This is a genomic window from Bacteroidota bacterium (assembly GCA_016721765.1).
In the GTDB taxonomy this organism is placed as follows: Bacteria; Bacteroidota; Bacteroidia; order UBA4408; family UBA4408; genus UBA4408.
The window spans coordinates 2054369-2077377 of sequence record JADKHO010000001.1; the positions used below are offsets into that span (position 1 = coordinate 2054369).

The 23009-nt window shown below is 37.8% G+C and carries 16 protein-coding genes; 9 read left to right on the forward strand and 7 right to left on the reverse strand.

Features of this window, described 5'->3' with window-relative positions; genetic code table 11:
* Window positions 1–18: 18 nt before the first annotated feature.
* The gene (locus tag IPP32_07625; GenBank protein ID MBL0047945.1) at window positions 19–5607 is read right to left on the reverse strand and encodes a T9SS type A sorting domain-containing protein; all 5589 of its coding nucleotides are present in this window, start codon (window positions 5605–5607) and stop codon (window positions 19–21) included.
* Window positions 5608–6122: 515 nt separating this feature from the next.
* Here IPP32_07625 and IPP32_07630 point away from each other — a divergent pair.
* From IPP32_07630 to IPP32_07660, 7 genes are read left to right on the forward strand one after another with little or no spacing between them, the layout of a single operon-like run.
* A complete protein-coding gene (locus IPP32_07630; protein MBL0047946.1) occupies window positions 6123–6320 on the forward strand; it encodes a hypothetical protein in 198 nt (65 codons plus the stop codon).
* A 2-nt stretch (window positions 6321–6322) separates the two neighbouring features.
* Entirely contained in the window at window positions 6323–6697 is a 375-nt protein-coding gene (locus IPP32_07635; GenBank protein ID MBL0047947.1) for a phage holin family protein, read from the forward strand.
* On the forward strand, window positions 6687–7013 hold the full coding sequence (locus tag IPP32_07640; GenBank protein ID MBL0047948.1) for a hypothetical protein: 327 nt from the start codon (window positions 6687–6689) through the stop codon (window positions 7011–7013). The genes IPP32_07635 and IPP32_07640 overlap by 11 nt, the downstream gene beginning before the upstream one ends.
* Before the next feature lies 1 nt (window position 7014).
* The gene (locus IPP32_07645; protein ID MBL0047949.1) at window positions 7015–9312 is read left to right on the forward strand and encodes a CotH kinase family protein; all 2298 of its coding nucleotides are present in this window, start codon (window positions 7015–7017) and stop codon (window positions 9310–9312) included.
* Between the two features lie 53 nt (window positions 9313–9365).
* On the forward strand, window positions 9366–10247 hold the full coding sequence (locus IPP32_07650; protein MBL0047950.1) for a T9SS type A sorting domain-containing protein: 882 nt from the start codon (window positions 9366–9368) through the stop codon (window positions 10245–10247).
* Between the two features lie 38 nt (window positions 10248–10285).
* On the forward strand, window positions 10286–12667 hold the full coding sequence (locus IPP32_07655) for a TonB-dependent receptor (GenBank protein MBL0047951.1): 2382 nt from the start codon (window positions 10286–10288) through the stop codon (window positions 12665–12667).
* 11 nt (window positions 12668–12678) lie between these two features.
* Window positions 12679–14103, forward strand: coding sequence for a hypothetical protein (locus tag IPP32_07660; GenBank protein ID MBL0047952.1), 1425 nt, complete (start codon window positions 12679–12681; stop codon window positions 14101–14103).
* On the opposite strand, the gene IPP32_07665 is transcribed toward IPP32_07660, so the two are convergent.
* The 5 genes from IPP32_07665 to IPP32_07685 form a co-directional block, all read right to left on the reverse strand.
* Window positions 14087–14485, reverse strand: coding sequence for a DoxX family protein (locus tag IPP32_07665; GenBank protein MBL0047953.1), 399 nt, complete (start codon window positions 14483–14485; stop codon window positions 14087–14089). The two genes, IPP32_07660 and IPP32_07665, sit on opposite strands and share 17 nt — an antisense overlap.
* A 3-nt stretch (window positions 14486–14488) precedes the next feature.
* The gene (gene fdhD, locus IPP32_07670; GenBank protein MBL0047954.1) at window positions 14489–15319 is read right to left on the reverse strand and encodes a formate dehydrogenase accessory sulfurtransferase FdhD; all 831 of its coding nucleotides are present in this window, start codon (window positions 15317–15319) and stop codon (window positions 14489–14491) included.
* A gap of 5 nt (window positions 15320–15324) precedes the next feature.
* On the reverse strand, window positions 15325–15912 hold the full coding sequence (locus IPP32_07675; protein MBL0047955.1) for an NTP transferase domain-containing protein: 588 nt from the start codon (window positions 15910–15912) through the stop codon (window positions 15325–15327).
* 6 nt (window positions 15913–15918) lie between these two features.
* A complete protein-coding gene (locus IPP32_07680; GenBank protein ID MBL0047956.1) occupies window positions 15919–16677 on the reverse strand; it encodes a polyphosphate kinase in 759 nt (252 codons plus the stop codon).
* Between the two features lie 64 nt (window positions 16678–16741).
* Window positions 16742–18181 (reverse strand): AAA family ATPase, encoded by a 1440-nt coding sequence (locus IPP32_07685; protein ID MBL0047957.1) that lies wholly within the window; start codon window positions 18179–18181, stop codon window positions 16742–16744.
* A 163-nt stretch (window positions 18182–18344) separates the two neighbouring features.
* Here IPP32_07685 and IPP32_07690 point away from each other — a divergent pair, with 163 nt between their 5' ends.
* Window positions 18345–19043, forward strand: a complete 699-nt coding sequence (locus IPP32_07690) for an SDR family oxidoreductase (GenBank protein ID MBL0047958.1) — start codon at window positions 18345–18347, stop codon at window positions 19041–19043.
* Window positions 19044–19208: 165 nt separating this feature from the next.
* The gene (locus IPP32_07695) at window positions 19209–20672 is read left to right on the forward strand and encodes a glyceraldehyde-3-phosphate dehydrogenase (protein MBL0047959.1); all 1464 of its coding nucleotides are present in this window, start codon (window positions 19209–19211) and stop codon (window positions 20670–20672) included.
* Window positions 20673–20742: 70 nt separating this feature from the next.
* Here IPP32_07695 and IPP32_07700 read toward each other — a convergent pair whose 3' ends face one another.
* The gene (locus IPP32_07700; protein MBL0047960.1) at window positions 20743–22842 is read right to left on the reverse strand and encodes a SurA N-terminal domain-containing protein; all 2100 of its coding nucleotides are present in this window, start codon (window positions 22840–22842) and stop codon (window positions 20743–20745) included.
* Window positions 22843–23009 lie beyond the last annotated feature (167 nt).

Genomic DNA, 23009 nt, shown 5'->3' on the forward strand with positions numbered 1-23009 from the left:
TTACTAATTATTAATTATTTATTTCACTACAAATTTCACGCGGTAAACGTTTCCATTGAGTTGCGCTTCGGCCATGTAAACTCCTGCTGCTAATTGCATTTCAGGTTTAATGGTTAAGATAGCTTCTTCTTTGGTGATAACTTCAGCGCTGTAAACTTTGTCGCCAATCATGTTAAAAATTCTTACTTGAACTTTTTCATTAGCAGCTGTAATCCCTTGTAACTCGAGGGCAAATTGCTGATTTACTGTTGCAGGATTTGGATATACACTTAAATTAAGTGCTCCTTCAACAGCTTCAACACCTTCGCTCGCAAATGGTGAGTAACGTGGCACAGTGGCACCTGTTGTAAAGGTACAAACTGGTCCGTAAGCACTCCACTCTCCTGCATAGTATGCTACTTCGATAGTATAAGTTGCATTAGGCAACATGTTTTGATATCCACAGCACACTAAAGTACGTGATAAGCTGAACGAGTTGTTTGAGTTATAGTTGTATACTACTTTTGAGTAAGGCACTCCACCTACATTTGTAATGCGGTAAGAATACAAACTTGCTCCCGGTACTGCGGTGCAGAAAATGGTGCTGCTAAATTGCCCAGGACTAAGCGTAGTTCCACAGATGCCAAGCACTGAGGTTGATGGAGCAGCCGGTGTGATTACAGTACAAGGAGTACCATAATTTAGCCAAACTCCACCCACATACGCTCTTACACGCACTGAAAAAGTAGTTGCATATTTTACACCTGCAAGCCAAACCATTCTGAAATCAAGATTTCCGTTGCCACGATAAACAGTAGCTGTAGTAAATCCAGGAGCACTAAATTCATATTCATAATTGATAGCACCGGTAACTCCGCCAATGAAAAATTGATCGTTGAGTGAAGTTAAAGAAATGTTACAGTTGGTCAAAGTGGTAGTTGGAGATGCAGCTGTTAAATCAACTTTACAAGTACTTCCATAAGTTCCCCATTCACCCGGACGATTTCCATAAGTAACGCCTGTTTTTCCAACTAAAGCACGTGTTTGTACATCGTAGCTGTATCCAAAGCGTACACGGTCGATAAGCGGAGAAGATTGGAATGCCCATAATAAACGGAAATCTAAATTACCACTATAACGTTGCCATGTATGGTCATAATCGTATGCACCACCCGGTACATCTTCTACAATGCGATACATATAATCATTGGCACCCGATAAGGAATCCGTTAGGATGCGATCATTAAGGTCAGTGATAACATAGTCGCAAGGACCGGCAATTGTTGCAGGATTGTTACGTAATTTAATTTGTGGGAATGCACCAAGTGAAACCGGACAAGATGGGCCATAAGGGCTCCACACGCCGTTTTTAAAGGAAGCCACTTGCACATTATAAGTGTATCCATAAATCACACCCGGAGCCCATTTTAAGCGGTAATCAGGATTTGAATTATTACGATAGTGTTCGAAGTTGTATCCGGCTTGACCACCAGTACCCACTATTTTGAAACGATAGTTAGTTGCTCCCGGTATTGGGGTAACAAAAATTTGATCGTACATGCTAGGAATGGTAGTACAATAAATCGGATTAAGTTGTGGTACTGGTACTTCACTCACCACGATGTCATCAATATAAATGCTTCCTTTAGCGGCTCCACTTATAGCATGGAATCCAAAATAAACGGTTCCGGAACCATTAATTGGAACTAAATAATCGGTTGCTTGCTTTTGAGCATAAGTAGTGCTGTTTGTGGAGAACAAATCAGGAGCTGATCCCGACATGGTAGAACCATCTGGTAAACTAGCCATACGTACCTCGTAGTTTTCAGTAAAACTAGCTGAGGATGCTCTATCCCACCAAGTGATGCGGTATACTTTACCTGCAGTAACATTAATTGGAACAGTAAAGAAATAATCATCCAAAGCATTAGTATTATCTGGATTTTTGTCGATTCGCATGTGGTTAGACCCGCTGCGAGGTGCAATAGAAGAAGTGTACCAATTACTGGTTCCTAATTGGTCATAGTTCTCAACAGTTATTCCACAATTTAAGGCAGGAGGAGTAACACCTTCAGCACCAAAATTCCAGTTAACTGCCGGTAAAATATTTGTTGCAACAGCAGGTGTTACGGCTTGAGAAGGTCCAGAGGTAAAAGTACCAACTGCACAAGCAAGGTTCTCCAATAATCCCACATAACCAGCAACTTGATAATAATACGGAGTATTTGGTTGTAGTGCAGGTAGCGTATATGATAATGCATTGCCTGCGTCGGCCTGAAACAAAATCAGGTTATTCATGCCAATATCCGTTGCAAGGCTTACATGATACCCTTCAGGGAAACCACCACCATCTGTCCAATTTAAAGTAGTTTGTGTTACACAAGCAATATTTCCTGCTGAAATTGTAGCAGCGCAAGCTGGAGCAACAACCGCTTCAGGTAAAATAGTAATTATGTAATCTTCTGATTCGCCTGATCCAAAAGAGGTACAAGCATCCAAATTTGAATTAGGATTTAATGCACCTCTTGAACGAATTCTCATTTTTGTTTGACCAAGTGCAGCAGTTAAAGGAAAATTAACAGTAGCAACATTGGCCACATTTGCTGTTGATGCAGTTGTTACTTGAGTCCATTCGTAGGTGTCAAATATTCCATTTTGATCGAAATCAATCCAAACCGATACTATAGCACTACTGCTAGTTGTTACGGAAACAAAATGATTTTGACCTCTAGGCAAACTGGTTGTTGTTGCGCCACTAGCAGGATATGATTGATATCCTGGAGCACTACAAGTAGTTGTGTTGTCTAAGGTATAACGCAGCTTAACGTTGGTTATACTTCCTACACCACATATAACCGAATGTGTTGGGGTACAATAGTTATAGAGTTGCCCGGTAGTAAAGGATTGAATTGTACATCCAATTGCATCACCAGAAATATTTTTAGGAACAATTTTCCAATAGTATTGAGCATTGGCAAGTAAACCAGATGCAGTATAACTTGATCCTGCTTGGTTAGCTGAAACCAATGTAGTAGGTGAAATATTCTGATCCAAATAAACATCGTATCCGGATGGAACAGCGCCCGGACCAAATGCCCAAGTAAGGGTTACATCTCGGAATTGATTTGTTGCCAAATCAGCCGGTAATAGATTAATGGCACAAGAAGGCGCTGGAGGGGGTACATCCACACTAACATTATCGATATACAAATTGTTACCAAAAACTGATATTCCACGGAATCGAATTTTGTTGGTTCCTGTTGGCAATACAATTTGATATTTTGCCCATTGGGATGCTGTGGGAATAAAAGCATTTGTATTTGCTCCGCCAGTATTTAATATACCGTTAAGTCCACCATTTAATAATACTAAGGACGTAAAATTTGTCCCATCATCAGTTGAATAAAATAACTCTAATTGATCTACTTCTGTCTGAAAAGTTGCATAGGCATAATCAAATGAAAGTACATGTCCGGCAGGTGTGTTTCCAAAACTAGGTGTTGTAAAGTCGAAATTCCCTGGCCCGTTATTATAAAAATCAAATATTGTAGAACCAGATCCCACACCATATGCACTTTCTGGAGCTCTATCAATAGCTACTATACTTGTAGCATCCCAACATGTTGGAGGAAATGTAATACTTGTAAAACTCTCAGTAAATGGTAAGGATGGTGAAGGTGCAGTTGTAAACGATAACGTTGCACAACCCGATGCATCACCAGCAGTATTTTTGGCAACCACTTTCCAGTAATAAGTAGTATTACCAGTGACAAGCCCAGTTGGATCAAAAGTCAATCCCGGTTGATTACTGGATACTTTTGCTCCAATAACCGAATTGTCAACATCAGCTTGAACTGTACTTAAATAAACATCATACCCAGTTGGAGCACCACCATTAGCAGCCCAACTTAATAGACTCTTATAACATAATGAAGGCTCTAAATCTACAGGGCTATGGTTAATAACACAAGATGGTGGCAATGGAATATTATACCTTACTTCAACTGCTATTCTAAACGCATTATTGGGAGCAAAATTAATCCAAGAAGCGACAGGTACAGCAAGTGAAAAGAAGAAGCTTGTGCTTCTTATTGGAGTTTCCGCTTGATAGGAGAAAGCCATATTTACTGTACTTGCAGCTGTTTGCAATAATCCTGCATAGTATATAGTTGGAACAACAATATTTGGAATTGTAATGGTAGATTGCTGAGCAGCCGCGGTAACAGTTATAGGTGCCGACATATAAAGAGCTGTTCGAGATGGAGTTCCGGGCAATCCAACACTATCTGCATAAATTGCTAATCGAATTATTCTACTTGCAGCTGCAGCTTGAAAATCAACTTTAACTTCATTCAATGTATCTGAGTTACCATATTTATTACCAGATTGAAATTGGGCAACAAATACGCCTTCAGATGGTGCTGTAAATCCAACCCCACCGGTAAATGGTGCATTGTATTTGTAAGAAGTTAAGTTTGCTGTAACGGCTTGCGTCATGGAAGATGTATTATTGCCTGAAACGTCATCGGCCGGTATAGTCACCAATATGTTGTTTGTGCCTTGCACAGGAGATGAATAAGCAGGAAAATTAACAACAGTAGATGCGCCTGCAATCAAAGCTGGAACTACTTGAACATTGTTAAATAAATTCGAGCCAGAAACATCCAATGTGACTGTTGATGCAGCCATGGCATTTAAGCCTACATTTTGAATGCGAACTGAAAGCACGTGTGGGTCAGAATATCCAGATGCAAGACTACCTAAGGTGTAAATATTAGTAATGGATAAATCGTTCGGCGCTGCAGATAAAAATCTGAAAGTTTTTCCAGATACAGGCGGAATAGCTTGTCTAAAGCTCAAGCATTGATAAGTGGGAGGTGCGCCAGTCCATAAATTGGAAAAAGTAGAAGAGGCCCACGCAGTGGCAGAACCTTTTTTTGCCAGCAATATTTGAGCAGTAGCATTGCTAGCTGCTTTAATTCCACAGCCTGCAGTATGGAATTGCGTGCTGGTTCCGGATTTCATTGTACCATAAACAAATTCAATTTTATTACTTCCTTCATATAAGATTACTTGAAAACTAAAGTTCTTGGCTTGTTGTATGAATCCGCCACCTAAATTATATTCATTTACATTTTTCCATTGAATGGTACAGGTTTGAGCTCCCGGAGCCCCTGTTGTAAATACACGATACTCAGTAATGACTGTACCGCCGGCATTTTTAGCACTATCTAAATCGATATTGAACGGTGAAATAATATTAATATCTAATGGGTCGGCACTTTGTAGTGCGCTTCCCCCACAGTCTTGAGGTCCTGCAGTTCCTGGTAATGATCCAGAAGGAGCTATGGCGCCTAGTTTAATAAATCCATTTGTACTCAAAATAAATTGAGTAAAAATATTTCCATTAAAGCTAAAGTTAAATCCAATGTTTTCAGGATTAGATAATGATTCATCGTAATCTGGAGTGGTAATAACAGTTCCATTTGAGCCAAGGTCTGTATAGGTTCCAGCAACATTCGATGAATTCACTGCTGTATAATAAAACGCCTGAGCTTGGGTTTTAAAACTTATTGCTGATATCAGCAGAATAAGTAATACAACTAAATGTAATTTGATTTTTTTCATATTTATTAATTTTAGGGGGTTTAACTTGGTTTATTGGTATTGCAGCCAAATAACTATTGACTAACTTTAGGAATGAAAATAGGGGATTTCGATTGGATGTCCGCGCATCAAATTGCTAGTTATTTTATTTTTTTTCATAGCTTAAACTATTAAGTGGATAGATTTTATTTAGCTGCTTTAATTTTATTAACGTTTCAATGTTAACTATTTTTAACAGCAAATCAAATTTTGAATGTAGTGAATGTTCTACAATGTTTCAATAATCGATGAGTGGCAATTTTCGCCCGATGAGCGGTTTAATCGACAAGAAGTGCGCAACTTTGGACATGAAAGACAATGTTAAATGGGATGACTTCTAGCATAGTAACTTTTATAATATGAGCTAAATCATTGCAAATATGATTTGTGCTATTCGTTAAAATATATCCTTTATCCTTTATTCGTGGCTTGCTTTTTATTTCTTTGATTCGGCTTACTAAATAGGTAAATTTGCATGATAGATCAGTTAGAATTTTATGAGTTCGAATAAAAATCTCTTTTTTTCATTCCTTGCCGGCGCTGCTGCAGGTGCATTGGCTTCAACCTTAATATCCAAAGAGGATAAAGCTAAAATGGCAGCGCGTATAAAAGATGCGGCTGCTAAACTCAAAGCGAAACTTGAAGAAGAATTAGCTTCCAGAAACAACGATACAAAAACCGCCGAAAAACCATAAGTATGTCTGAAGAATATAAAAATGAATACGAAAAATTGTGGGAGGAATGGTTGCCTCGGCTTAAAAACTATTCCAACAATCGAATCGATTTAGTTAAATTATCGCTAGTAGAAGCAGTTGCCAAAGCGGCTGCTTCGGTTACATCCAACCTTATTTTGTTTTTTACCTTTTTTGCATTTTTTGTCTTTGCAAGTTTCGCCTTGGCACTGTTTATTGGCAAAAGAATGGGCGATTACTATTGGGGTTTTGGAATTATTGCCGGATTTTATTTGCTGTTGTTCTTGCTGACACTGATGTTGCGTAAAAATCAAATTGAGAAACCGATTCTGAATCAAACCATCAAAAAATTAATGGAGGACCAGGAAAATGAAAGCTAAAATTAGTGATTATCAAAGCCTTTTATTGGAAAAGCAACGTTTGAAATTGGAGTGTTCCACTCAGGAAAAGGACATGGCCGATAATTTTGTGCAACTCAAAGCAAAACTGAATCCTACCTTAATGATTAAAGAAGCTATTCTTGAAATTATTCCCCGCGATATACGTGAAAATAGCATTGTAAACTTAGTTTCCGCTTTTTTTACCAATAAGAAGGAGCAAGATTCCGGTTTTGGATCTAGTATTTTTTCGCTTGCAAAAACTTCCCTACTTACGCTTGCAATAAGCTATTTAACAAAGTTTCTTGAGAAGGATTAAAATGCAAAACAAAATCCTCTTTATACTTCTTGCACTGGCTATTAATGTGCAATCACAACCTTATTTTCCCGCTAAAGGAAGAGTTTTTAACGATGCAGAAGTGCCGCGCATCGATATCAGTATTGACCCTGATTCGCTTATTGATATTTATGCCAACGTTTACAGTGATCACGAATATCCGGCCGATTTTTTATTTACCGACGCCAGTGGAAGTGTTTCAGTGAGCAACGTAGGTTTTCGCTTGCGCGGAAATACATCCCGCACTGCAGGAAAAAAATCTTTTAAGGTTTCGTTTAATGCATTTATACCCGGACAAAAATTTTATGGGGTAGAAAAAATGAATTTGAATGGCGAGCACAACGACCCGGCAATTGTGCGTTCCAAACTGTTTTGGGAAACAGCTGTTCGCTTGCGCATGCCCTATTCACGTGCAAATCACGTGGAGGTGTATATTAATGGAAACTATTTTGGATTATATATTAATGTAGAGCACAACGATGAAAATTTTTTGCAATCGCGTTATCTCAACAATTCAGGTAATTTTTACAAGTGTTTATATCCCGCCAACTTAGCTTATCTGGGTGCAAACCCGAACAACTATAAGCTTGGAGGAAGTGCTGCCCGCGTGTACGATTTAAAAACAAATACCAGCGCTGATGACTATACCGATTTAAAAGATTTTATCACCGCTTTGCATGCTCCTAATGGTCCTAATTATCAAAATAATTTAGAAAAGTTGTTCAATGTAAATGCTTTTTTACGCGCCTATGCCTTTGATATCTTGACCGGAAATTGGGATAATTACGGTGGAAATAACAATAATTATTACCTCTACCATAATCCCGAAACCGGTAAAATGGACTACATCACTTATGATGTGGATAATACCTATGGAATTGATTGGTTGAATAAAAATTGGGGAACCCGAAGTATTTATTCCTGGTCACTGGATACTGCGAATCGTCCTTTGGTAACAAAATTATTAGCAAAAGCCGATTACCGCAATCGATTTTCTTTTTTTATGAAAAAGATGCTGGCGTCTTATGCGTCCACTTCGGCGATGGTAGCATTGAGTGATAGTTTAAAGGATTTAATTAGCACTTATGTGATTAATGACACCTACCACAGTGCAGATTATGGCTATAGTTTTAATGATTTTCTGGATGCTTACACACAGCCCTTGGGAGGGCATGCGCCATACGGAATTCAGGATTTTATTAGTACGCGAAATTCAAATGCAACTGCTCAATTAGTGTTAAATAATGTGGCCCCGATTTTTAGTGAAACACGTCATAACCCATTTGCACCCTACGCTGGAGATAGTATTTATATAAAATCATGGGTAGAGGATGAAAATCCAATAGCGAATGTGTATTTGCATTATAAAATAAATACTTCCGGTATGCTTGATTCTGTTTTAATGGCGGATGACAGTCAGCATAGGGATGATGCATTAGGCGATGGTATTTTTGGTGCAGGAATTTCGGGAGCAAATTTAGGAGATACTTTGTATTACTATCTTAGCAATAGCGATGTATTTGCTGTTAAGGGAAGAGAACCTCGATTGGGGTTTTTATCAATAGTTGTTGCACCCAAGCCTCAGTTGTTTATCAATGAATTGATGACAAAAAATATAAGCACACTCGCTGATAATTTTGGGGAATACGACGATTGGTTTGAGCTATACAATGCCGGAGCTGTTGCAGATATGAACAGAATTTTTGTATCAGATGATTTTACCCGATTGGGAAAATGGAATGTTGGAAATAGCACACTCGCGGCGAATGGATTTTTACTTTGCTGGGCGGATGAAGATGGAAGTCAGGGAGCCAATCATGCAAATTTTAAGCTTAGCGGTTCAGGCGAAAAAATTGCACTAAGCGAATTCAATGGAGTAAATTACCGTATTTTGGATTCCTTGTCATTTGGGCTTTTGGCGAATGATCAAAGTGTTGGTTGCTATCCCGATGGCATTAAACCTATAGTTGTGCAAGGCCCATCCACACCCGGAAATTCAAACTTAATTGCTTCCGTTTATTCCTTATTAAGTGAACAAAATTTTAAAATGTATCCCAATCCTGCAGATAAACAGCTCATCCTGGATACAAAAAATTTAAAAAATAAATTGGAATTGACTATTTTTAATACCGCAGGTGAAAAGGTATACAGCACAATTTTTATTCAAAATCCTGTATTTACAAAGAACCAAATAAACATCGATAATTTAATACCCGGTGTTTATTGTTTAAAAATTGTGAATCAGGATAAAGTGAATCACGTCACTTTCATTAAGCAATAAACTTTTCTTTTTCGGAGATAAATATTAGGTTTGTGAGAACCAAAAAGCAATCGATGAAAATAATCTTTACACTTCTTTGCACACTTACTACCTTATTTACTTCAACAGCGCAAAATGTGCTGCCCAATCCGGGCTTCGAAAATTGGACGCAAGTGGGTACTCGTATGGATCCCGATAATTGGAATACCTTAAATCCCAACACTTCTATAGTTGGTGTACTTACTTGTTTAAAGGCAAGTGGTGCCGATGTGCATTCCGGAAATGCGGCAATAAAATTAATTACGAAATCGGTATTTGGTCAAAATGCAAACGGCTTGGCAACCACCGGAACCATTAGTATTGCTCCTCCAGGGGTTAGCGGAGGGGTGGCTTATACCGGTAGACCGGATAGTATTGCGGGTTGGTATAAATATACTTCGGTGGGTGGTGACAATGGTTTTGTGGAGTTTCAATTGTTGGGATCTGCTTCAACTCCCGATACAATTGGATATGTGCGATTTTTGACTCCAGCATCTACTGTTGGAACCTACACACGATTTTCTTTACCCATCGTTTATCGTTCTGCCAATCCTGTCGATAAATCTATTTGGATTTTATCTTCAAGTGCTGGATTTACAGCACAGGTAAACAGTACACTGTTTATTGATGATTTGGAATTAATTACCAATACCGGTGCCGGAGTGCATGAACTTAACGAAGAGGTGATTAGCATTTCACCTAATCCGGCTGCTCAAAATTTAACGATTTCAAGTTCCAAAAGAAACCTCCATTTTGTATTGTTTGATGCTTTGGGAAATCAGGTAATTCAAGCAGAATTAGAATTTGGAAAGAACAAAATTGATTTGAATCAACTTTCCTCAGGACTTTATTTTTATACCGCTTTAAACTCCGACGGAAGTATTGAACAGCGGGGAAAACTAGTTATTGCACGTTAATTCCTCTGCGATTTTTTTAAGAAAATTAGTGAAAGGATATGCGATTTGCAGTTAGTTTAACGAGCCTAGTTTTATTCTCAGTTATTGTTTCGTTTGCACAGTCTAGCTCAATTATACAGGGTATTGTACGTAATGGTGAAAACAAAGAGGAACTTGTTGGAGCAACGCTTTATTTGTTATCCGATAAAAGCATTGCAACGATTACCGATGCTAACGGAAAATATACCTTGCTTGTTCCTGTTGGGAAACAGCGTATAGTTTGCACATTTATCAGTATGCAAGCCGATACTTTTTGGGTGAATGCCGATAGTAGTGTGGCACTTAATCATGATGTTTTGTTAAAAAGTTCAGAACAGCAGTTGCAAACAGTAGTTGTTTCGGCCGGAAAATTTGAACAAAAATTGGAAGAGATTACTGTGTCGATGGAGGTATTGAAGCCTACCTTAATTGAACACAGAAATACCGTAAACATTAAAACTGCTTTAGAACAAACTCCAGGGTTGAATATATTAGATGGTGAGCCGCAAATAAGAGGAGGAAGCGGGTTTAGTTTTGGAGTGGGAAGTAGGGTAGCAACTTTAATCGATGGGATTCCTGTAATGGCGGGTGATGCCGGACGAACAGAATGGAATTTTATCCCCACCGAAAACATTGAGCAAGTTGAAATAATTAAAGGCGCATCTTCAGTATGTTATGGTTCATCCGCTTTGAGCGGTACAATTAATATTCGTACTGCATATCCTAAGGATAAACCAATTACAAAAGTAAACTTGTATTCAGGGCTTTACAGTTCCCCTAAAAATGATTCCGCAAAATGGTGGAAAGGAATGAATAACTTTTCAGGATTTAATTTTTTACACGCGCAAAAATTTGGAAAAATAGATCTCGTGTTGGGTGGAATGGCATCTTACGATCATGGATTTATCGGCCCGCCACTCCCACATCCTTACTTACCAATAAAGGCGGATACTATTACCAACAGCGATGTAGCAGAACGCAATGGAAGATTTAATTTTAATTTTCGTTATCGGCCATCCAAAATAAGTGGCTTAGCTATAGGTGTTAATGGAAATTTTATGTTGTCGCATTCCAATTTTTCGCTTGTTTGGAATGATGATACTTCCGGCATTTATCGTGCTTTTCCGGGAACGATGACCATTAGCGATAGAAGTATTTTATATGTTGATCCATTTGTTTCCTACACTTCCAAAAATGGATTTAAACACGATTTAAAAGGGCGTTATTTCTACACCAACAATCAAAACAGCAACAATCAGTCGAATGAGAGCACAGTAACTTATTATGAATATCAGTTTCATAAACAATTTCCTGTGCTGGCTAATTTAAATGTTACCGGGGGTATTGTGCTTAATAAAACGTATTCACATGCCGCGTTATATGCTGCAAGTGGCTCCGCCAACAATACACTTCAAAATTATTCAGTGTACTCACAATTGGATAAAAAAATTTGGAATGTGTTAAATCTCTCGCTAGGAGTTAGAGGAGAATATTTTAAAATCAACGCTCAGGAAACAGTGGTTCAACCCATATTTCGTTCAGGGATGAATATTAAATTATCGGAAGGAACCTTTCTGCGCTACTCATACGGACAGGGATATCGCTTCCCAACCATTACCGAAAAGTTTATACTAACCAGTGCCGGGGGAATAACTATTTTTCCAAATGATTCTTTGGTTCCCGAAACATCCACCAATCAAGAAGTGGGCTTAAAACAGGGATTTAAAATCCGAAATTTTAAAGGATTCATTGATGTTGCTGCTTTTTGGCAGGAGTATAGAAATACCATTGAATATATTTATGCAAAATGGAGTCCGGATTCGGCCGGATTTAAGTTTGTGAATACCGGAAATACAAGAGTTCGTGGTGTGGAAGTTTCGCTTGGGGCGGAAGGTAAATTATCTAAAAACTGGTCATTAAGTATTTTAGGTGGCTATACTTACACCAAGCCGGAAGCATTAGATACTGCCTATGTTTTTGCAAAAGATCGACCGGCGGAAGGCTTTACACAAACGCTGCTAACCTTTGCGAATACGAGTACAGATACAAATTCCACTATTTTGAAATACCGCTTTCAGCACCTAGCAAAATTGGATATTGAACTCACCTACAAATTATTTTCAATAGGAGGAAGTTGGCGATATTACAGCTTTATGAAGAATATTGATAAAACATTTTATGATTTGGATGAACCCTATTTACTTCCAACAGGAATAAAAAAATACCGTCAAAAACACCACAACGAAACACAATTATTTGATGCTCGTGTGGCAGTACAAGCAACAAAATATTTGCGGATTGCTTGCGTGGCAACTAATTTATTTAACTTGGAATATAGCCTGAGACCTTTAAAAATAGAGGCTCCTCGAACAATCGCCATTCAGCTAGCATTAAAATTATAAGGACTGTTGAATTGATACAAGAAAAAAAATATCCTTTCTTTTCTCATCAGGGTTTACTTTGGTTGACAGCGATTTTATTTCTTTTTTTAGTTCTGCTACTTTGTTTTTTTAATCGCCTTGCGGCAGATGATTTTTATTTTTTGTTTGCGCAACAACAACTGGGAACACTTGCCTGCGTTAAATATTGTTATGCCACATTTAGCGGACGCTGGATGGCATATAGCTTAACTTGTGGCGCGTTGCAGTATGCTAATACTCCTTATTTTTTGCTGGTTTTTGGAGTTCTAACAGTGTCGTTCATCGGTTTGGCAATTGGTAATTTAATTCATCGTACAAATGAACTAGTTGGAATGAAGATGAAGCGAAATGAAATTGTTTTGCATAGCGTATTGCTTCTATGTGCTTTTTTTTTCGTGAATTTTGGAATTGCTGAAACCTGGTTTTGGTACACCTCTGTATGTTCCTATTTGCTGAGCTTGGGAGCGCTAATTTTCTTAATTACAGAACTGTCAAAATCGAAGGTAAGTTTAAGTAGTATTTTTATCTTGATTGTTTTCCCATTATTCATAGGTGGTTCCAGTGAATCGTTTGCTGTTATGGGAATACTCGCTTTACTGTTTGTTTTTACTTTAAGTTTTTCCGGACATCCCAAGCTGCGCATGTTGGTTAAAACAAATCATCGGATAAAATTGGGACTAGCTTTGCTGTTGTTATCTGTAGCCTTTACCATTACTGCATTGGCCCCTGGTAATAGTATTCGCTTGTCGATGCTTCCTCATCCCACAGTTGGTTCGCAGTTATTAGCTCCTTTTAAAGCCTTTGTAAAAGTTGGTTTTTTAACCTTCAAGAATCAGTTTGTTTATTTAATCTTATTTAGTTTTCCATGGTTTTATTTAGGTTTCAAGCAAAGAGGAGAGGAGCTTATTTCATTGCTTGAGTTCGTCAAAAAAATCAAGTTTGTATTTTTTGCAACAGCTGTATTGCTGTTTATTTTGATTTTACCATCCACTATGGTTTTAAACGAAACACCGCCGGTTAGGGCATTAGAACAATTTAGTTTTGTGCTTTGTTTTGCAACAGCGCTGTTATTTTATGCTGCCGGAAAGGAGGTTGTTTTTGCATCAAGAAAAGTAGAATTTCTTAGCCGCTTTTCAGTATGGATAATGCTTGTGTTATTGCTCACAATCATTATTAACCAATACCGTGTAACCAGCAAATATGCTGAATTGTATGATGCTCGAATGGAAATTTTAAAAAATAGATCAATGCAAAATGGAGCACCACTGCTGCTCGATTCATTGCCACCGAGTGGGATGCTTTATTCGGCTGAGATAAGTGTGGATTCGAATTTTTACAGCAATCAGCACCTGCAACATGCTTTACAACTGAGCCGGGGTATTGCTGTTAAAGGAATGCAGGTTAAAGAAGTAAAATAAATCCTACCAAAGCAACCGCAAAATATGCTGCAAGACTTGCTGCGCCAGCATAATCTTTAGCGATACGTTGTCCAAAAAAGAGGCACAATAAAGCTAGCGTTGAAAATAAAATAGCTAGTTGCCCAACCCATGAAATACCTATCCAAATAAGAAATGCCCCAAGTAGGGAACTAAAACCGGCTATGAATTCTAGTAATGAAATTAGCGGTAAGAGAATGGTAACTGAATTATTTAAAAAACTTTTCTCGAATACAGCTGTAAGGTAGATGCTATTTTCTTTGCGATTATAAATTTTATCTAAAGAAGATTGAAGAAATAAAATGGCGAAAAAGGCTAGAACTGCGCATTTGGCCAATAGTTCAAAGGGAAGCACTGTTTCCATATATTAAATTTTTATGCGTTGTTTATTGGAGTAAATATTGAATCGCTCCCCTCTTAAAAAACCTATTAAGGTAATACCAAATTCTTGTGCCAATTGCACCGCTAGACTCGAAGGAGCACCAACCGCAGCAATTACTTTTATATTGGCCATTGCAGCTTTTTGAATCAGCTCAAAACTTGCTCTCCCGCTTAGCACTAGAATATGATTTTGTAAGTGTAGTAAGTTTGAAGCAAGTGCAAATCCGATTAATTTGTCAAGGGCGTTATGCCTGCCAACATCCTCTCTTAAGGCCACAAATTTTCCATCCAAATCAAATAATGCAGAAGCATGCAATCCACCGGTGCTTTCAAAAATGGATTGTTGTTCGCGCAACTGCTCCGGGAGTTTTACAATGGTATCCATGCTTACTTGGATATTTTCAATTTCGATAATTGGTTCACATACAATTCGAATTGCATCAATAGAGGATTTTCCGCAAACGCCACAGCTGGAAGTAGTATAAAAATTCCGTTCTAATTTTGCGATGGAGGGTGAACTATTTTCATGGCATTCAAAAAGAATTAAATTCTTTTCAAAATCAAGGTGTTTAGTATTCTTAATTTCGGAACCGGATTTTATTACACCTTCAGTAAACAAAAATCCAAGTCCAAGTTCTACATCATTGCCCGGTGTACGCATGGTAACCGAAATGCTTTTTTGAATTCGCGCGTTTAACGGTCCATACGCTAATCGAATTTCAAGGGGTTCTTCAACTGCAAGAACATCTTCCATTTCTATTGCTTTTTTTGAATCAATCTTACGAATGAAAACCTTGGTTGTAGGGCTAATTGACATGCAAATTATAATTTACCTGTAAATTTAATTTTTTTTGCTTGCTCAGGAGTATCAACACTAACAATATGTGCAGGATTTTTAGGAGCAAGTTTAAAAGCACTTGTTTCACTTAAAAAGTGTTGAAGTGAGTAATTTTTATTTTGAAATGAATTATAAAGTAAAGGTATTGACTTCTTTTCGTAAAGCGCAATTAATGGCTCATACAATCCTGTTTCAAAATTATAAATGCTTGATGCAGTATGGTGCATACTTCTGTTTACGAAAAGATGTTGTATATCTTCAGCCGCTATTAATGGATAATCACATCCTAATAAAAGAAAGGAAGCATTAGGATTTCTTTTTGCCGCACTTAACAGTGCTGCCATTGGACCAATGTTAGAAAATTCTTCGGCATCTGAAATGTATTGGTATTTTTCAACAATTGATTCGGATTGCAGTTTTGAACAGGAGAGATATACTTCCTTGCAAACTAATGCGAGTAAATTATAACAATGATAGCGTTGCTCGACACCTTGGTAATTGAGCAAGCTCTTATCTTGCTCCATTCGGGTGCTTTTCCCACCGCATGCTACCAATCCGATAAGAGAATCCATGTAAAATTATTTTACCGCCACCGAACTTAGGGGAGGATATTTCATTTTTAGGGATTCTAGTTTTTCTACTATTTGTTTCGCCATCACATATTCCTTATACCAATTTTGATCACTTGGAACAATTGTCCAAGGCGCATTTTTTGAGCAGTTTTCAAATACATCTTCGTAGGCATTCTGGTAATCCTCCCAAAGTTCACGTTCCTTAATGTCATTTGCATTGTGTTTCCACATTTTTGTAGGATCACTCATGCGTTCTTTTAAGCGACCCAATTGTTCCTCTTTAGAAACATTCAAATAGAACTTTAAAATAACCGTTCCACTTTCCACTATTAATTTTTCGAAATTGTTGATGTGCTCAAAGCGCTGACGAATGGTTTTTTCATCTACCCATTTGTGCACCCGCTGTATTAAGACGTCTTCGTAATGTGAACGATTAAAAATATGAATCATGCCCTTTTCAGGAACATTTTGATGTATTCTCCAAAGAAAATCATGCTTCATTTCCAGCTCACTGGGTTTTTTAAATGCTATCACCCTACAGCCCATTGGATTTACTGCTTCAAAAACATTTTTCACTGCTCCGTCTTTACCGGATGCGTCCATTCCTTGTATCACAATTAGCGCACTGTGTTTGCCTTCTGCAAACAGCAAATTTTGCAAATCCCCCAATTTTATTTTTAACAGCTCTAGCTCTCTTTTGGTTTTTTCTTTACTAAACTTCTTTGGAGCGCGGTAACCGGTTTCGGTAATTTTATTTTTTGACATTGAGGGTGTATTGATTTTCATTAGTTAAGTGTGCAATTTAGTGTTGTGAGCGCACTCCGTAAAGTTAACTTTCTTTAATGAATTCAGCATTAAAATTGAGCAGGTATAAATTTGAAGAAGCGCGTGTAATTGCAGTATACAGCCAACGTAAAAATTCTGTATTAACCATCTCTTCGGTAAGGTAGCCTTGTTCCACAAAAACGCTGGGCCATTGGCCTCCTTGTGCTTTATGACAGGTAACTGCATAAGCAAACTTTACCTGAAGGGCATTAAAAAAAGGGTCATTTTTTGTTTTTAAAAAGCGTTTTCCTTTATGGGGTTCATTCATGTATTCAGCAGCTACCGACTGATATAATTTGTTGTTTTCGGTAAAAGTTAAAGCAGGAGATTCGGAGCTAATGGTGTTTAAAATTAATTTGCAATCAAACTCTTCATCGTCAGTATAGTCGAGCATTTTTACAGTAACATCTGCAAATCGAAAACCATGTTTATCCGTAAATCGTTTTATTTTTTTTAGTTCTAAAATATCGCCATTAGCAATAAAATCGGCTTTCGATTCTTCCGGTAACCAGTAATAGTTATTCTTAACCACCATAAGTAAATCACCTTCTGCCAATTCTGTTTCGCGCCATAAAATTTGATTTCTAATTTGCTGGTTGTAAGCGTTAGCGCGCTTATTGGAGCGACAAATCACCATTGTGCCTTCTTCTCCATATTTTCGAAAGGAGTCGCCCAATGCTTCCATTAAGTCGTTACCGTGCACTAGATGAATATCAGAAAAGCCTTCCAAACTAAATTTCGGTATTTCTTCGCGTTGCATTTTAATAGCATAGCGTAAGGCGGTAGCATTACTCAAAATTCCCGATTCTTCCGCTTGCCGCATTACTTCAGTCAATTCTAATGAATGAATGGTGAGAGGAAAAGTCGTTTTAAGGTAGTCTAAACTCAAAGCAGGGCTTTGATCCAAACCAACTGGAGGAAGTTGAGCCGTATCCCCAATGAAAAGCAATTTGCAATTTTTTCCCTGCATGCTAAATTGCATTAAATCATCCAGGAGGTTTCTGCTTCCGGCAATGGGGGCATCTTGCGCTGAACTGCCATCGCCAATCATGGACGCTTCGTCAATTATAAAAATAGTATTTTCATACTTATTGGCTTGTAAAACAAATTTGGGCCCTCCGGTATCCTTATCCGCTTTAGGCGTATATATTTTTTTATGGATGGTAAAAGCAGGTTTGCGGGAATAGTTACTTAAGACTTTTGCTGCTCTCCCGGTTGGAGCCAGCAACAAATAGTTAATTTTATATGTAGGCAGCGTTTTTACCAATGCTCCTACAATACTGGTTTTACCTGTACCGGCATAACCCTTTAGCAAAAAAACGCAATTTTCTTTTTCAGAAAAAGCAAATGCCGTAAGTTGCTTAATGAGTTTACTTTGACCAATTGTAGGCTCATGTACAAAATTTTTGAGCATTAATTTTTCAAAGCTTTCCTTGTCTGTCATGCTGTTTTTAGATGCAGCAAGTTATTTATTATAATACAAACAAAAAAGGGAAATTGTGCAGCGAGTTGTAATAGAAGATATTAGTTGAAAAGTAAAGCAGCATTACGATTATTATTTTGATTTACGTTACAAAACAATCCCAAGTGAAAGCTGTTATCACCCTATGAAAAACTACTTAATTATTGGAGCATCTTCCGGAATTGGCAGACAATTGGCTTTGCAGCTGTGCGAAAAAAATAACCGGGTGTATGGCACGTATAATAGCCATGAGCCTTCTGAGGAAACACACAACCTTTCCTATCATCCTTTAAATTGTTTGGATGAAGCAGTAGAGCTTAGTTTTTTGCCTGATGAGTTGCATGGTCTCGTTTATTGTCCGGGAACAATTGTACTAAAGCCTTTTCATAGGATTAAACCTTCGGAGTTTGACGCAGATTTTAACCTGCAAGTTATAGGTGCAATTAAGGTAATTCAAGCCGTTTTGCCTAAATTGAAAAAGGTGGAAGGGTCTTCTATTTTATTGTTTTCAAGTGTAGCGGCTCAACTGGGTCTAAATTTTCACTCCTTGGTTTCCACTTCAAAAGCTGCATTGGAAGGATTAACCAGAGCTTTGGCTGCCGAGCTTTCACCGGGCATTCGGGTAAATTGCATCGCTCCATCGTTAACGAATACTCCCTTGGCGGCCGGATTATTAAATACGGATGAAAAGATACATGCCAACGCACAACGACATCCCCTGAAAAGGATCGGAACAGTTGCAGACATAGCTAACATGGCCGAGTTTTTAAGTGGCGAAAAAGCAAGTTGGATCAGTGGCCAAGTGTTACATGTGGATGGGGGAATGCTGCAGCTAAGGACTTAGTAGCCCATTTATTCTATTTTGGTGAAATCATAATCCCGTTAAGGATATGGAGGGGATTTATCTATCTCAAAAATTTAAATAATTTTGTCGCAGTTTTTAATCGGTTTATCCGTTTAAAATCAAAAAAGCCTAATTCCTTTTCCAACCTTAAAAAAATTAAAAATAATGAAAACAGCCGAAGCCAAAAACGACTACGAAAGTAAGCTTAACGTGTGGATTGAGAGCGAAAAAGCAGCCGTAGAATTAATTAATGTAATTGGGAATTTATGGTTTGACAAATCTGTTGAACTAATTATTTTCCGAAATCAATTAGTAGATAGAAGTGCAAGCGAGATTCTGAATTTGCATTTGTATGCTTTAAACATTATCAAACAACCCATAAACGTTCAGGACACACTCTTGCTTGCGAAAGAAATCGCAAAATTACGCAACATCGCTCCGTCGCGAATTGATATTGGACGATTGGGCGCTGAATGGTTGGTAGAAAAGAAAATGGGCATCAGTGCTACACATTTTATCGAAGATAAATTAGCCGGATTTTTAGGTTCTGAAAAAAAGACCATTAAACCAAAAGATGTAATTCTATACGGATTTGGTAGAATAGGAAGATTAGCAGCCCGCGAACTGGTAACGCAAGCAGGAAAAGGAGAACAACTCCGCTTACGTGCCATTGTAACGCGCAGCAGCAGCGATGAGGATATTAGTAAACGTGCTGATTTGTTGCGAACAGATTCGGTGCATGGTCCTTTTCCGGGAACCGTTGTGGAGGATTTGGTAAATAAGGCCATTGTAATTAATGGACACAGCGTATTGATGCTAAGCGGAAAAAATCCGGAGGATATTGATTATTCATCATACGGAATTGATAATGCACTTTTAATTGATAACACAGGTGTTGCGCGCGATCGTGAAGGCTTAAGTAAGCACTTAAAAGCGAAAGGTGTTGCCCAAGTATTGTTGACAGCCCCTGGTAAGGGGGATATTCCTAATATTGTTTTTGGAGTAAATCACGAAGCATACGACAGTAAAGAAACTGTATTTTCGGCGGCATCTTGTACAACCAATGCAATTGTTCCGGTTTTAAAAGTAATAGAAGAAAGTTTAGGCATTGAACGTGGCCACATCGAAACCATTCACTCCTATACAAACGATCAAAACTTATTGGATAATTACCATGCTAAATACCGTCGTGGCAGATCTGCTGCATTAAACCTGGTAATTACCGAAACGGGAGCAGATAAAGCGGTTGCCAAAGTATTGCCGCATTTAGCCGGAAAACTAACCGGAAATGCAGTAAGAGTCCCCACCCCGAATGTTTCATTAGCCATTTTGAGTTTAACCATTAAAAAACTGGCAGGTAAAGATGAGGTGAATTCCATTATGAAAGATGCTGCTTTAAAAGGCGAATTAGTAGAGCAGATTCAATATTCTTTCAGCAATGAATTAGTATCTTCTGATTTAGTTGGTAATCCTTGTTCCTCTATTTTTGATAGCCCGGCAACAATTGTATCAAAAGATGGTAAGAACATTGTGTTGTATGTATGGTATGATAATGAGTATGGATATACCCGTCAAGTAATGCGTCTTGCGAAACAATTATCAGGTGTAATGCGTTTGCGTTATTATTAAAACAAGGTTATAAAAGAAAAAACCCTGAGCGATTTGCTCAGGGTTTTTTTATGCTTTAAGTTGCCGATTCTTAATAGAATTTAGCACGATTATCTTGCACATCGGCCTTATCTTTTAATGCTTCAAACAATTCGTAATCTACGCGTTGCTTTAATGCACCTTGAACTTGTGTTTGATTTGCTTTATAATCTTTGGTTGCAGCAGGTGGTGTAATCTCCGTAACTTGAACCACGAATACTCCGGCATCCCCTTTAATAGGTTCTGAAATTTTATTAACCTTCATGGCAAATACATTACCAACCACAGCACCTTCTCTTCCCACGCCCATCACACTTGAATTTGCGAAAGTTTGATTCTCCACTTTTTCGGCAGTTGATTTTACTTTTGGTGCCAATTGATCAAGTGATGTTACACCTGCCATTGCAGCTTTAAAAGATGAACTGAATTGTTGTGCTTTCTTTTCTTTCTTCGCTTCGGTTTCTACTTGTGCTTTAACGGCATCTAAAGGTAGGATACCTTTATCTTTAATTTCGGTTAATTGAGCAATTACATATTTGTTACTCAATTCAAATACTTTTGAAATATCTCCTTTTTTAGCTGAGTATGCCCAACGTACTAATTCACGCGCATTTTCTAAGCCTGCTAAATTGCGGTCAGTTTCTCGGATATTGTCAGCAATTCTTTTATTAAGTCCTTGTTTAACAATTGCTGAATCAAATAATTGAGCAGAAGTATTTTTACCTGCAAATTCGCTTGCTTTTCCATATATGGCTTGAAAGGTTTGAGAGCTTGGTTCTACAGAGCGATCAATTGTTGCAATTTCCACTTTTCGCTTTTCTATGCCTCTTCCGGTTACTTCAATGAGGTGAATACCAAACTGAGATTCAACAACCACTATATCACCCACTTTACCGTTGAAACAAGCATCGTTAAATGGTTTAACCATCATTCCATCTCTAAACCATCCTAAATCACCACCTTTAATAGCAGAACCAGGGTCTTCAGAATTTGTTTTGGCCAATTCATCAAATTTTTTGGTCTTTAAAAGTCCTTTCAAGCTATCGGCTTTAGCTTTTGCTGCTGCGGTGTTTCCGTTGTTTATCTTAACTAAAATATGGCGTGCCTTAACAGAATCAGGAACCATTTTAATTCCGGTTACTTTGTAAATTTTAATTGAATTACCCATGGAAACCGGACCATATACAAATCCGCTAGCAGCATTTAAAAGCAATGAGTCTGTAAAAGGATCCATCATACCTTTATTGTAAAAACTCGCAACATATTTGTTATCAGAATTGGCATTCACAAAATCGGAATCAACTGCAGCAGTTTTAAAGTCGGCTGCTACTCTGTTCATTTGCTCTTGTGTAGCTTGCACATCGCTTGGAGAAGCAGTTACATCAAAAGTGAGGTAACTAATTGAACGCATTGTTTCTGCTTGCTTATATTTATTCTTGTTTTCATTGTATTGTTTCTGGATTTCTTCGTCGCTTACTTTAACAGCTGAATCCTGCACGTTACTGTAACGTTGCAATACATAAGAAAATTTCACCTTTTGCTCGTTATCGATGTATGCTTGTTTAGCTTGGCTTTTTGTAACATAAAGCCCACCTTTAATTAGGTTATTGAACTTAGCAGCAATACGTTCTTTTTTAACTGCGTCTTCAAAATTTAACCAACGAAGCTTTGTAGCACCGGTTTCATCCTTATCCATGTTTTTTAGGAAATTAGTAACAGAAGCTGGATCAAACTGACCACTTTTAGGATCTGTAAACGCTTGTTTTACGGATGCATGCGGGTTTTTACCACGAACCATATCATCTAATTCGTCTACACTTACTGTTACTCCTAATTCTTTGTACTCAGGTTCCATGGTGTATTGGTACACCAATTGGTTCCAAACCTGTCCACGCAGCGACTCCATTGTATTGTCGTCGACAGTAGTTTTTTTATCTCTTTCTTTTTGACTTTCAATAGCTTGGTCAAGTTGGGCTTGATAATCGTCAATGGAAATATTTTTTCCATTCACTTCACCCACTCTTTTTTGATCGCCTGAAAAGAAGGAATTCTTTGATTCCAAGGCTTGTTCAAGAATAAATATTAATAATGCAATAGCAATTACTGTTACCAACAAACCTGATCGCTGTCTGATTTTACCTAAAACTGTCATACGCTTTATATATATATAAATTTTTAATTTGGGCTGCGAATATACGATTGTTCCCTTAAATTTAAAAATTCAAATAAGAACACTGTTTTTTCTCCCATTTCCGGATAAACTTCTGTCGTTGTTTCCTTAATTTAAAGGCTTTTGAAGAAATGTGAGTAAATTAAGCC

Coding starts and splice junctions, on each gene's coding strand:
- IPP32_07655 (MBL0047951.1), top strand. CDS start 10,286: ATGCGATTTGCAGTTAGTTTAACGAGCCTAGTTTTATTCTCAGTTATT.
- IPP32_07695 (MBL0047959.1), top strand. CDS start 19,209: ATGAAAACAGCCGAAGCCAAAAACGACTACGAAAGTAAGCTTAACGTG.
- IPP32_07685 (MBL0047957.1), bottom strand. CDS start 18,181: ATGACAGACAAGGAAAGCTTTGAAAAATTAATGCTCAAAAATTTTGTA.
- IPP32_07690 (MBL0047958.1), top strand. CDS start 18,345: ATGAAAAACTACTTAATTATTGGAGCATCTTCCGGAATTGGCAGACAA.
- IPP32_07650 (MBL0047950.1), top strand. CDS start 9,366: ATGAAAATAATCTTTACACTTCTTTGCACACTTACTACCTTATTTACT.
- IPP32_07625 (MBL0047945.1), bottom strand. CDS start 5,607: ATGAAAAAAATCAAATTACATTTAGTTGTATTACTTATTCTGCTGATA.
- IPP32_07675 (MBL0047955.1), bottom strand. CDS start 15,912: ATGGATTCTCTTATCGGATTGGTAGCATGCGGTGGGAAAAGCACCCGA.
- IPP32_07630 (MBL0047946.1), top strand. CDS start 6,123: ATGAGTTCGAATAAAAATCTCTTTTTTTCATTCCTTGCCGGCGCTGCT.
- fdhD (MBL0047954.1), bottom strand. CDS start 15,319: ATGTCAATTAGCCCTACAACCAAGGTTTTCATTCGTAAGATTGATTCA.
- IPP32_07700 (MBL0047960.1), bottom strand. CDS start 22,842: ATGACAGTTTTAGGTAAAATCAGACAGCGATCAGGTTTGTTGGTAACA.
- IPP32_07645 (MBL0047949.1), top strand. CDS start 7,015: ATGCAAAACAAAATCCTCTTTATACTTCTTGCACTGGCTATTAATGTG.
- IPP32_07640 (MBL0047948.1), top strand. CDS start 6,687: ATGAAAGCTAAAATTAGTGATTATCAAAGCCTTTTATTGGAAAAGCAA.
- IPP32_07665 (MBL0047953.1), bottom strand. CDS start 14,485: ATGGAAACAGTGCTTCCCTTTGAACTATTGGCCAAATGCGCAGTTCTA.
- IPP32_07635 (MBL0047947.1), top strand. CDS start 6,323: ATGTCTGAAGAATATAAAAATGAATACGAAAAATTGTGGGAGGAATGG.
- IPP32_07680 (MBL0047956.1), bottom strand. CDS start 16,677: ATGTCAAAAAATAAAATTACCGAAACCGGTTACCGCGCTCCAAAGAAG.